Below are 11731 nucleotides of genomic sequence, written 5' to 3'. Positions count from 1 at the left end.
AATCTCTCGGGGAGGATCTGTGAGTGTGATGACGGATGACGTGCGGGATGAGCGCATCGCGCGGACCGCTGACCTGCTCCGGGGCCGACGGGTCGCTCTCCTCACCGGCGCCGGCATCTCGACGGACTCCGGCATTCCCGCGTATCGCGGAGAGGGTGCCAGGACCCGCAGCGATCCCATGACCATCCAGACGTACCTCGGCGACGAAGCGGCGCGGCGTCGCTACTGGGTGGGCGGACACCTGGGCTGGCGCGCCTTCGCCCAGGCGGGCCCGAATGCCGGACACTCCGCTCTCGCCGAGATGGAAACCTCGGGCGTCGTCTCCGGAGTGATCACCCAGAACGTCGACGGACTGCATCTGCGGGCGGGAAGCTCCCACGTGATCGAGGTGCACGGAACGATGCGCCGCGTGCTGTGTCTCCACTGTGGTCAGGTGTTCGACCGTCGCGATGTGGCCACTCAGATCGAGGAGCTCAATCCCTGGATCACCGTGCCGGAGAACGTCGCTCTCGCGCCCGACGGCGACGTACTGCCGGAGAGCACCGAAGGATTCACCATCCCCGTGTGCACGGTGTGCGCCGGAATGCTCAAACCTGACGTGGTGTTCTTCGGCGAGTATGTGCCCCAGGACCGTTTCCGCGCTGCGGAATCGCTACTGCGCGCCAGCTCCGCGTTGATCGTCGCCGGCTCGTCGCTCGTCGTCAACTCCGGGGTACGACTCGTCGAGCGTGCGCGCCGCCGCAACATCCCCTTGATCATCATCAACCGCGAGCCGACACGTGCGGATGCCTGGGCAGATGTGACCATCGCCGCAGGCACGAGCGATGTGCTGCCCGCCCTTCAGGAGCTCCTCCGATGACTCTGCTCACGCTCGTCCGCCACGGACAGACCGACTGGAATCTCGCGAAGCGGATCCAAGGTTCCACCGACATTCCCCTCAATGAGACGGGGCGTGCCGATGCGCGCGCGGCCGCGGGCCGGCTGGCAGGCGGCGAGCACCACTCGATCTATGCGAGCCCGCTCGTTCGCGCCAGAGAGACGGCCGAGATCATCGGTGCGGAGCTCGGACTCGGCATCGACGGCATCGTCCCCGATCTGCGTGAACGCGAGTTCGGCGAGGGCGAGGGAATGCTCGTCCCCGACTACATCAAGAGCTTCGGCGACTGGCATGCGGAAGTACCCGGTGCGGAATCGTTGGACGCTGTCGGAGTCCGCGCTCTCGCCGCGCTGCATGCGATCGCCAGAGATGCACGGCGGAGGTCCGCCCCCACGGCCGAATCGGTCATCGTCGTGACGCACGGCGGAGTGATCCGTGCGCTGATCGATCACGTGTCAGGAGGGACACTCCCCCGCGTCGGTGACGTTCTCGCCAACGGCTCCGTGCACCGCTTCGAAGCGTCTCCGGGCTCGCTCCGCCTGCTGGAGCCCGTCGTCCTGCTCTGACCTCTCTCAGCCGCTCTGAGCGCGGTCAGCCGTTCTCGCCCGCCCGGCTCACCACCGAACGCGCGTGGCGCAGCACCGGCTCATCGATCATTCGTCCGCGGAAGCGGAACACCCCGCGCTCCGACTCTGCGGCGACGAGCACAGCGAGCGCCCAGGACACGGCGTCCGCGTCGGGGCGATAGGCGGCACGGATCACCGCGACCTGATTCGGGTGGATACAGGCCGTCGCGGCGAAGCCCGATGCCGCGGCATCCTCCGCCTCGCGAGCGAGACCCTGCTGGTCATCGAGGTCGATGTGCACCGCATCGATCGCCGCTTTCCCCTGCGCTCCCGCCTCGATCAGCACGCGGGACCTCGAGTAGCGTGCGACGTCGCGGTAGGCGCCGTCCGCCCTCCGGCTCGACGTTCCGCCCAGTGAGGCGACGAGATCTTCCGCACCCCACATCATCGCGACGATCTGCGGGTGGGCTGCGATGCGATCGGCGGCGTGCACGCCTCGAGCAGTCTCGCAGAGTGCGATCAGCGAGAAACGCGCATCGAACGCGTCCAGCGCAGCAGGGTCCTCGGTCTTGGCGACCATCACGGTGCGGAAGTCGGTCTGACTCAGCGTGGCGAGATCGGAGACGAACGCCTCCGTGCCCGGAGCGTTCACCCTCACGATGACCCGATCCGGATCGACGTCGGCATCGATCAGGTTCCCACGGGCGGAGGCCTTCGCCTCCGGCAGCACCGCGTCCTCCAGGTCGAGGATGACCGCGTCCGCCCGTTCGAGCGCTGTGCCGAACCTCTCAGGACGATCAGCCGGGCAGAACAGAAGCGCGGGACCGAGGGAGAACGTCATGCCGAGCCTTCCGGGAGTACATCGACGAGCACGGAGCGTGTGGCGGTCGCGACCACCGTGCCGTCCTGATTGCGCCCGGTGTGGGCGATCGTCACGACTCCCTGACCTGGCCGCGACGACGAGAGACGCTTGTCGACGATGACACTCTCGGTGTAGAGCGTATCGCCCGCGAACAACGGATGCGGGAACGCGATCTCACCGAGTCCGAGCTGTGCCACCAGCGTGCCCTGCGTGAGCTGCGCGACCGAGGCGCCCACCATGGTCGACAGCGTCCACATGGAGTTCATCAGACGCGCGTGGAACGGTTCGCGCGCATCGGAGAACGCCGCGTCAAGATGTAGCGCCTGCGTGTTCATGGTGAGTGTCGTGAACAGCACGTTGTCCGCTTCGGTGGCGGTCCGCCCCGGCCGGTGCAGGTAGCGGGCATCCACGACGAATTCCTCGTAGTAGAGCCCCCGCTGGATGATGTCCTGCGTCGTCATGCTGCCACGCTACCCGGCGAGACCGAGGCCGCGCGCGATGATCAGCAGCTGCACCTCGGTCGTGCCCTCACCGATCTCCAGGATCTTCGAGTCGCGGTAGTGGCGCGCGACGGGGAATTCGTTCATGAAGCCGTTCCCTCCGAAGATCTGGGTGGCGTCGCGCGCGTTGTCCATGGCTGCCTCGCCGGCGACCAGCTTGGCGATGGCCGCCTGTTCGGCGAAAGGCTGCCCGGCGTCACGCAGGCGCGCGGCATGGTGCCAGGCGAGTCGCGCGGTGTGCACCCTGGCACGCATCCGAGCAAGAGTGAACTGCGCATTCTGACGCGTGCTCAAGGCGCTGCCGAAGATCGTGCGGCTCTTGGCGTACTCGACCGATGCCTCGAGGCATCCTTCGGCCGCACCGGTCGAGAGAGCCGCGATCGCGATGCGTCCTTCATCGAGGATGCTGAGGAAGTTCCGGAAGCCACTCCCCCGCGTGCCCAGAAGGTTCCCCTCGGGAACGCGGGCCCCCTCGAACGTCAACGGGTGTGTGTCGGACGCGTTCCACCCCACCTTGTCGTACGGCGCTTCGACCGTGAATCCGGGCGTGCCGTTCGGCACGATGATCGTCGAGATCTCCTTGCGGCCATCCTCCACACCCGTCACCGCGGTGACGGTGACGAATCGCGTGCGGGGAGTTCCGGAGTTCGTGATGAACTGCTTGGATCCATCGATGACCCAGGAGTCGCCCTCCAATCGCGCCGTCGTCCGCGTCGCCCCCGCGTCGCTTCCGGCCTCGGGTTCGGTGAGTCCGAATCCCGCCAGCGCACGACCCGCGAGCAGATCCGGCAGGAGCTCCTGCTTCTGTTCCTCGGTACCGAACCGATACACGGGCATCGCGCCCAGACTCACTCCGGCCTCGAGCGTGATCGCGATGGACTGGTCGACACGTCCCAGCGCCTCGATCGCGATGCCGAGCGCCATGTAGTCGCCGCCCTGTCCCCCGTACTCCTCGGGGAATGGAAGCCCGAACAGCCCGAGATCGCCCATCTGCCCCACCACGTCCATCGACAAGGTGTGCGTGCGATCGGCCTCGTACGACTGCGGTGCGACGACGGTCTCGGCGAACTCCCGCACCATGGCGGCGAGCTCGCGCTCCTCCTCGGTCAGATCCTGCATCATCGAGTCTCCTCCGTCGTCACCCTCGCGACCGTCTGGTCACGCCGTACCTGGTCTCCGACGGCAACCAGCAGCTGAACGGTGCCGTCATGGGGGGCGAGCACCTGGTGCTCCATCTTCATCGCCTCGATCGAGACGAGGGGTGTTCCTGCAGTGACAGTCGAGCCGTCCGCCACGTGGACGGCTACCACGCTGCCGGGCATGGGAGCGCGCCCCTCCGGCTCTGCGATCGTTTCGCCGGTCTTCGCCGCCACGAGCCGATGCTCGAGGGCTGCACGGCGATCGAGCGGACGGAGTCGAGCCGTGCGACCGTCGGAGGAGACCCACACGGCGCCGTCGGCGTCGATCGCCGCGCGCGGGGAGAGGCCTTCGGGGTCCTGCGGGTCGCCGGTCGCGTGTGCCTCGTCGTCGGTCAGGAAGTCGCGTGACGGTACGGGGTGCTCCGCGGACCCCAGCCGCCACCCGCTGAGCTCACGCCACAACGGTGCGGTGCGCAACGGCTCGTGCACGGTCGGCGCCACACGGGCCGCGGCCGAGAGCATCGCCGGCGTCGGGACTGCGGCGACCAGAGGCAGCAACGTCTCGATGAGACCGGTGTCGAGGTCTCCCGCGACCACGCGCTCGTTCTGGCAGAGCTGACGCAGGAACGCGATGTTCGTGTCCACACCGAGCACGACGGTGCGCCCCAGGGCCGCGTCCAGGCGCGCGAGTGCCGTGGCTCTGTCGTCCGCATGTGCGATGACCTTGGCGATCATCGGATCGTAGAACCCCGTGACCTCGCTACCGCTCTCGATCGCGGCATCGACACGCACTCCCGCAGGCGGCTCGAACAGCAGCACCGTCCCGGTCGAGGGCAGGAAGCCGCGCTCCGGCGACTCGGCGTAGATGCGTGCCTCGACGGCATGGCCCTGTGGCGCCGGCGGGGGGTCGAGGGGTGCACCCGCAGCGACCTGCAGCTGCAGTGCGACGAGATCGAGGCCGGTGACTTCCTCCGTGACGGGGTGTTCCACCTGCAGCCGTGTGTTCATCTCGATGAAGAACACCTCGTCGGGCGCATCCGCATCGATCAGGAACTCCACCGTGCCCGCCCCGACATAGGCGACGCTCTCCGCGGCGCGCACCGCGGCCGCGAGCAATCGCTCACGGGTCGCGTTCGCCAGGCCTGCAGACGGGGCCTCCTCGATCACCTTCTGGTGCCGACGCTGCAGGGTGCATTCGCGCTCGCCGAGGGCGATGACGGTACCGTGCCGGTCTCCGAACACCTGCACCTCGATGTGTCGCGGCCGGCGGATCAGACGCTCGAGGATCAACGCATCGTCGCCGAACGCCGACGCGGCCACACGCCGTGCCGATGCAAGCGCCGTGGTGAGGCCGTCGGCGTCGGAGACGACCTCCATGCCCTTTCCGCCGCCGCCGGCGCTGGGCTTCACCAGCAGGGGATAGCCGATGCGCCCCGCCTCGGTGGTGATCTCGGCGTCGGACAGTCCTGCCGCATCGAACCCGGGCACCACCGGAACACCGTTCCGCTCGACGTGTTCACGCGCCTTCGCCTTGTCGCCCATGATCTGCAGCGCGGTGACATCCGGTCCGATGAACACGATGCCGTGCTCGGCGCAGGCCTCGGCGAGGCCCACGCTCTCGGAGAGGAACCCGTATCCCGGGTGGATCGCCTGCGCCCCGGAGTCTCGAGCCGCAGAGATCACGGCACCGATGTCGAGATAGGAGTCGGCAGCGGGCGAGGGGCCGATCCGCACGGTGACGTCGGCCTCACGCACATGCGGCGAGTCGGCATCGGCGTCGCTGTACACCGCGACACTGCGGATGCCGAGCTCGCGGAGGGTGCGGATCACCCGTCTGGCGATCTCTCCGCGGTTGGCGACGAGCACAGTGGAGAAAAGCTGTTCGGTCATCTCACTCACATCCGGAAGACGCCGAAGCGCGGGTCAGGCAGGGGGGTGCGGGCGACAACGTCGAGCGCGAGCCCGAGCAGGTCGCGCGTCTGGGCGGGGTCCACGATGCCGTCATCCCACAGTCGCGCCGTGGCGTAGTACGGCTCCCCCTGCTGTTCGTACTGCTCGCGGATCGGTGCCTCGAAGTCGCCTCGCTCCTCGGGAGACCAGGCTTCGCCGCGCGCGGTCAGCTGATCCTCCTTGACGGTCGCGAGCACGGAGGCGGCCTGCGGCCCGCCCATCACGGAGATGCGGCTCGCGGGCCAGGTCCACAGGAAGCGGGGCGAATAGGCGCGACCGCACATCGAGTAGTTGCCGGCGCCGAACGACCCTCCGACGATGACGGTGAACTTCGGCACGCGGGTGCTCGCCACGGCGGTGACCATCTTGGCTCCGTCCTTGGCGATGCCTCCCGCCTCCGCTTCGGAACCCACCATGAAGCCGGTGATGTTCTGGAGGAACAGCAACGGGATGCCCCGCTGGTCGCTCAGCTCGATGAAGTGAGCGCCTTTCAGAGCTGACTCACTGAACAGCACGCCGTTGTTGGCGATGATCCCGACCGGGTGTCCGTGAAGCCGTGCGAACCCGGTGACGAGCGTCGTGCCGTACTCGGCCTTGAACTCGCGGAAGCTACCCGCATCGACCAGACGAACGATGACTTCGCGCACGTCGTAGGCCTCGTTGACGTCGACCGGCACCACGTCGTACAGCGACGACGACTCGGCCGGGTCGATCGACGCCATGACGTCCCACGCCGGCGCGAGGGGTGCCGGAAGCGTCGCCACGATGTCGCGGAGGATCTCGAGCGCATGCTCGTCGTTCTCCGCGAGGTGATCCACGACGCCACTGCGCCTCGCGTGCAGCTCTCCGCCGCCGAGTTCCTCGGCCGTGACGACCTCGCCGATCGCCGCCTTCACGAGCGGCGGACCGCCGAGGAAGATCGTGCCCTGTCCGCGCACGATGACCGTCTCGTCGCTCATCGCGGGAACGTATGCCCCACCAGCCGTGCAGGATCCGAGGACGGCCGCGAGCTGCGGAATGCCCTCGGCCGACAGGCGCGCCTGATTGTAGAAGATCCGACCGAAATGCTCGCGGTCGGGGAACACCTCGTCCTGGCGCGGCAGGAATGCCCCGCCGGAATCGACGAGGTACAGGCAGGGCAGACGATCCTCCCGTGCGATCTCCTGCGCCCGCAGGTGCTTCTTCACGGTGAGGGGGTAATACGTGCCGCCCTTGACCGTCGCGTCATTGCAGACGACCATCACATGCCGGCCGTGCACCAGTCCGATTCCTGCGATGACACCCGCGCCGGGAGCTTCTCCCCCGTATAACCCGTCTGCAGCGAGCGGCGCGACCTCGAGGAACGGGCTGCCCTCGTCGAGGAGTCGGGCCACGCGGTCACGGGGCAGAAGTTTTCCCCGGGCGAGATGTCGCTCGCGCGAGGCCTCCGGGCCGCCGCGCGCTGCCGTCGCGAGCCGGTCGCGCAGCTCCTTCGCCAGGGAATCCTGGGTTGCGGGCATCGTGATGTCCTCCTCGACCCACGTCACACGACGTCCAACGCTGGCGCCGTCCATGCTGATTCGGTTAGTGTTCACTAACCGGTCAATTCAGGTTAGCGAGGATTAACTGAAATGACAACCCCGATCACTGCCCGAGATCGAGCAAAAGCCGAACGTTCCGACGCGATCCTCCATGAGGCCGCGCAGCTCTTCGCCGCGCGCGGATACAACGGCGTGAGCCTGGAAGACATCGGCGCCGCCGTCGGCGTATCCGGTCCCGCCGTGTACCGCCATTTCGCCGGCAAACAGGCCCTGCTGGGCGCTGTGCTGGTGAAGGTGAGTGCTGATCTCGTCGACGGCGGCTCCCGCGTGTTCGGCGACGCTCCGGCTCCGGCTGAACGCATGAGCGCGCTCGTCCGCTTCCATGTGCACTTCGCGCTCGGCAATGCCGAAGTGATCCAGGTGCAGGATCGCGATGTCGCTCATCTCTCCGACCAGGATCGCGCCGAGGTGCGCCGACTGCAGCGGGCCTACATCGAACTGTGGATCGAGGCGCTCGAGCCACTCGTCGAGGCGTCTCCCGACGAGCTCCGGCTGCGAGTGCAGTCCTGTTTCGGTCTGATCAACTCCACCCCGCACAGCACGCGAGCCGCCTCCCGCAAGCACGTCGCCACCGCGACCGTGCTGGTCGCGATGGCGGATGCCGCACTACGCGCCGCTACCTGAGCAGCATCGCCCGTCCGGGTTCCTCGAGCACATCGGCCACATCCTTGAGGAAACGCGCTCCTTCGGCACCGTCGACCAGACGGTGATCGAACGACAGGCTCAGGGTCATCATCTGCCGAAGGGCGATCTCGCCCCGGTACTCCCACGGTTGACGCCTGACGGCCCCGACCGCGAGAATGCCCGATTGTCCGGGCGGCAGGATCGGGGTGCCGGCGTCGACGCCGAAGACACCGATGTTCGAGAGTGAGAACGTGCCTCCCGCGAGTTCGGCCGGCGAGGTCTTGCCCGCGCGTGCGGTGGCGGCCAGCTGCGCGAGAGCGTCGCTCAGTTCGATCAAGGTCAATCGCTCGGCGTCACGGATGTTCGGCACGATGAGGCCGCGCTCCGTCGCCGCCGCGATACCGAGGTCGACGTAGGCGAACTGCACGATCTCCCCGGCCGCCTCATCCCACCGGGCGTTGAGGCTCCGCGTGCGACCGAGCGCCAGACAGACCGCCTTCGCGATCACCGCGAGAGGTCCGATCCGATGCTCCGACAGCGTCCGATCCTCGCGGAAGGATGCGAGCAGGTCCATCGTCGCAGTGACGTCGACCGTGTGGAACACCGTGACGTGCGGCGCGGTGAAGGCGCTCGCGACCATGGCGGCAGCAGTGTGCTTTCGCACGCCCCTGATGGGGATCCGCGTCTCCCGTTCCGGTGCAGCCAGTCGCGCGGCCGTCGACGGGACCGCCGGTGCGTTCTGCCAGTTCGCATCTTCCTGCGGCGTCGAACCTGCGTCGGCGCCGCGTCCGATGCGCTCGGCATAGGCGTCCACGTCGTTGCGGGTGATCACGCGATCGCCCACCTCGGCTCCGACCAGTACGAGGTCGATTCCCAGCCGCTTGGCGTGGGCTCGCACGGGCGGAGTCGACCGCGGTCTTTCGACGACGACGTCGACCGTCGCGGACGGCCGAGCGTCGTGCGGGGCGGCCTCCAGAAGCGCGGTGTCGGTGGATGAAGCCGCGACGACCGCGCGACGTGCACGCCTCGCCGGTCGTCCTGCACTGGTCGGCGCGGCGCCGTAGCCCACGAGGTTCGGCTGCGCCTTCTCGTCGGAGTCCGAACCCGTCGACGGTTCGTCATCCCCCTCGACGTCGAACGCGATGAGGGGAGCACCCACGGCCACCGTCTGTCCGGCCTCGGCGTGCAGAGTCGACACCGTGCCCTCGTAAGGCGAGGGGAGCTCGACGACGGCCTTCGCCGTCTCGACCTCGGCCAGGGTCTGGTTCAAGGCGACCGTCTCTCCCGGGGCGACAAGCCACTGCACCACCTCGGCCTCGGTCAGTCCCTCCCCGAGGTCCGGAAGCCGGAACTCCGCGATCATGCGCCCACCTCCGACATGCTGTTCGGGCGATCCAGCACACGATCGACGGCGTCCAGCAGTCGGTCGAGATCCGGCAGGTGATACTTCTCGAGCTTCGCCGGCGGGTACGGGATGTCGTGCCCGGTGACGCGCAGCGGAGCCGCCTCGAGGTACTCGAAGCAGCGTTCAGTGATGCTGGCGATCACCTCGGCAGCCACCCCGGCCTCCCGTGATGCCTCGTGCGCGACCACGACCCGTCCGGTCTTGCGGACGGATGCGGCGACCGAGTCGTAATCGACGGGTGAGAGCGAACGCAGGTCGATGACCTCGATCGCGACGTCCTCATCTTCGGCCGCCTCGGCTGCCTGAAGCGCCGTGCCGACCATGGCGCCGTACGCGATGAGCGTGACGTCGCTCCCCGCGCGCATCACTCTCGCCAGACCCATCGGAGGAGCATCCGCGAGTGGGGCTCCGAGGTGCACGTCTCCCTTGTGGTGATAGAGCCGCTTCGGCTCGAAGAAGATCACCGGGTCGTCTGAGGCGATCGCCTGTCGCAGACTCCGGTACGCGTCTTCCGGGTTCGACACCGCGATCACCCGAAGACCTGCGGTGTGCACGAAGTACGCTTCGGGTGATTCCGAATGATGTTCGGCCGCTCCGATCCCGCCGGCCCACGGAATCCGGATCGTGATCGGCATCTTCACGCGGCCCTGGGTGCGATAGTGCAGCTTCGCGACCTGGGCGACGATCTGATCGAAGGCGGGGTATACGAATCCGTCGAACTGGATCTCCACCACCGGCCGGTAACCGCGGAACGCCAGACCGACAGCGGTGCCCACGATGCCCGACTCTGCCAGCGGCGTGTCGATCACGCGCTTGGCGCCGAACTCGTCGAGCAGTCCGTCGGTGATGCGGAAGACGCCGCCGAGCTTGCCGATGTCCTCGCCCAGCAGCACGACCTTGTCGTCATCCTGCATCGCCTGGCGCAGACCGGCGCCGAGGGCCTTGCCCAGTGTGAGCTCGGTCATCGTCATCCCTCGGTCTCGAACGTGGCGAGGTAGCCGGCGTATTCATCACGCTGGCGCTCGAGGCCCGAGTGGGGCTCGGCGTACACCTCATCGAACACGGCGAGGGGCGGGCGGGTGACCATTCCCAGGCACGCGGCGCGCATCTCCTTGGCCACCTTGTCGGCAGCAGCCTGGATCTCGGCCGCGTGCGTCTCGTCGAGCTCACCGATGCTCCGGAGGTGGGCCTCGACGCGCGTGATCGGATCGCGTCGACGCCAGCCTTCCAGCTCGCTCTCGTCTCGATATCGCGTGGGATCGTCTGCGGTCGTGTGCGGTCCCATCCGGTACGTGACGGCTTCGATGTACGCGGGGCCCTTGCCGGCCCGCGCGTGCGCGAGTGCCCACCGCATCGCCGCCATGCAGGCGAGCACATCGTTGCCGTCCACCCGCAGGCTCGGGATGCCGAAGCCGGGCGCGCGTCCCGCGATGGGGTACTGGGACTGCAGAGCCACGGGCTCGGAGATGGCCCAGTGGTTGTTCTGGCACACGAACACCACGGGTGCCTGATACGACGCGGCGAAGATCATCGCCTCGTTCACATCGCCCTGGCTGGTCGCGCCATCGCCGAAGTACGTGACCGCGACGTCATCGGCGTCGTCGTGGAGGATTCCCAACGCATAGCCGACGGCGTGCAGCGTCTGAGCGCCGATGATGATCTGCAGCGGCGCGACGCGCAGTGCCGCCGGATCGTGTCCTGCTCCCTCTTCCCCGCGCCACATGCGCACGTAGTCACCGGGCTCCGCTCCCCTGGCGTAGATCACACCGGTCTCGCGGTAGCTCGGGAACACGTAGTCCTGGGGCGCCAGCGCCCGAGCAGTACCGATCTGCGTCGCTTCCTGCCCCTGGCAGGGGGCCCAGAGCCCGAGCTGACCCTGGCGCTGCAGAGCCACGCCCTCGGCGTCGATGCGTCGCAGGATGATCATGTCGCGGTAGAGCGCCCGGAGTGCGGCCGCGTCGATGTCGGCGACGAACGGGTCGAGGGATGCATGCGGGATGCGCGTTCCGTCGGGAGCCAACAGGCGCTCGGTGAGCTCCAGATCCTGTGCCGAATCGGCGATGGGCGTGATCTGCGGTGACATCAGCGTCCTCCAAGTCTCAGCGGCCCTCTGGGGGCTGTGCGTACTGCACGCGGCAACGTCGCCGGCTGGTCTGAGCGTACGTCCGCTGAACACCTCGCTCAAGCAATTGGAACGCGCTTGAGCATGTTGCTCAAAATCGAGGGAT

The 11731-nt window shown here is 67.9% G+C and carries 11 protein-coding genes; 3 read left to right on the top strand and 8 right to left on the bottom strand.

Features of this window, described 5'->3' with window-relative positions:
* The first annotated feature begins 28 nt into the window (after positions 1-28).
* Positions 29-859, top strand: coding sequence for an NAD-dependent deacetylase (locus P0Y60_10330; GenBank protein WEK59766.1), 831 nt, complete (start codon positions 29-31; stop codon positions 857-859).
* A complete protein-coding gene (locus P0Y60_10325) occupies positions 856-1443 on the top strand; it encodes a histidine phosphatase family protein (GenBank protein ID WEK59765.1) in 588 nt (195 codons plus the stop codon). The genes P0Y60_10330 and P0Y60_10325 overlap by 4 nt, the downstream gene beginning before the upstream one ends.
* A gap of 25 nt (positions 1444-1468) precedes the next feature.
* Here the strand turns inward: P0Y60_10325 and P0Y60_10320 are convergent, their stop codons facing one another.
* The 5 genes from P0Y60_10320 to P0Y60_10300 are packed head-to-tail and all read right to left on the bottom strand — an operon-like array spanning position 1469 to position 7393.
* A complete protein-coding gene (locus P0Y60_10320) occupies positions 1469-2284 on the bottom strand; it encodes a CoA ester lyase (protein WEK59764.1) in 816 nt (271 codons plus the stop codon).
* The gene (locus tag P0Y60_10315) at positions 2281-2766 is read right to left on the bottom strand and encodes a MaoC family dehydratase (protein WEK59763.1); all 486 of its coding nucleotides are present in this window, start codon (positions 2764-2766) and stop codon (positions 2281-2283) included. The genes P0Y60_10320 and P0Y60_10315 overlap by 4 nt, the downstream gene beginning before the upstream one ends.
* A gap of 9 nt (positions 2767-2775) precedes the next feature.
* Positions 2776-3924, bottom strand: a complete 1149-nt coding sequence (locus tag P0Y60_10310; protein WEK62896.1) for an acyl-CoA dehydrogenase family protein — start codon at positions 3922-3924, stop codon at positions 2776-2778.
* Positions 3924-5834: a biotin carboxylase N-terminal domain-containing protein gene (locus tag P0Y60_10305; protein ID WEK59762.1), complete on the bottom strand. Its 1911-nt coding sequence runs from the start codon at positions 5832-5834 to the stop codon at positions 3924-3926. Before P0Y60_10305 ends, P0Y60_10310 begins: the two co-directional genes overlap by 1 nt.
* Positions 5835-5839: 5 nt before the next feature.
* Positions 5840-7393, bottom strand: coding sequence for a carboxyl transferase domain-containing protein (locus P0Y60_10300; GenBank protein ID WEK59761.1), 1554 nt, complete (start codon positions 7391-7393; stop codon positions 5840-5842).
* 111 nt (positions 7394-7504) lie between these two features.
* On the opposite strand from P0Y60_10300, the gene P0Y60_10295 reads away from it, so the two are divergent.
* Positions 7505-8098 carry a TetR/AcrR family transcriptional regulator gene (locus P0Y60_10295; protein WEK59760.1) on the top strand — a complete coding sequence of 198 codons (594 nt, stop codon included), beginning with the start codon at positions 7505-7507 and terminating at the stop codon, positions 8096-8098.
* Here the strand turns inward: P0Y60_10295 and P0Y60_10290 are convergent.
* From P0Y60_10290 to pdhA, 3 genes are read right to left on the bottom strand one after another with little or no spacing between them, the layout of a single operon-like run.
* Entirely contained in the window at positions 8091-9461 is a 1371-nt protein-coding gene (locus P0Y60_10290) for a dihydrolipoamide acetyltransferase family protein (protein ID WEK59759.1), read from the bottom strand. The genes P0Y60_10295 and P0Y60_10290 overlap by 8 nt on opposite strands.
* Positions 9458-10468 (bottom strand): alpha-ketoacid dehydrogenase subunit beta, encoded by a 1011-nt coding sequence (locus tag P0Y60_10285; protein WEK59758.1) that lies wholly within the window; start codon positions 10466-10468, stop codon positions 9458-9460. The genes P0Y60_10290 and P0Y60_10285 overlap by 4 nt, the downstream gene beginning before the upstream one ends.
* 2 nt (positions 10469-10470) lie before the next feature.
* Positions 10471-11586, bottom strand: a complete 1116-nt coding sequence (gene pdhA, locus P0Y60_10280) for a pyruvate dehydrogenase (acetyl-transferring) E1 component subunit alpha (protein ID WEK59757.1) — start codon at positions 11584-11586, stop codon at positions 10471-10473.
* Positions 11587-11731: the final 145 nt, after the last annotated feature.

This window comes from Candidatus Microbacterium colombiense (assembly GCA_029203165.1).
In the GTDB taxonomy this organism is placed as follows: Bacteria; Actinomycetota; Actinomycetes; order Actinomycetales; family Microbacteriaceae; genus Microbacterium; species Microbacterium colombiense.
The sequence above is the reverse complement of the archived record's forward strand: the minus strand, read 5'-3'. Positions and strand labels throughout refer to the sequence as shown.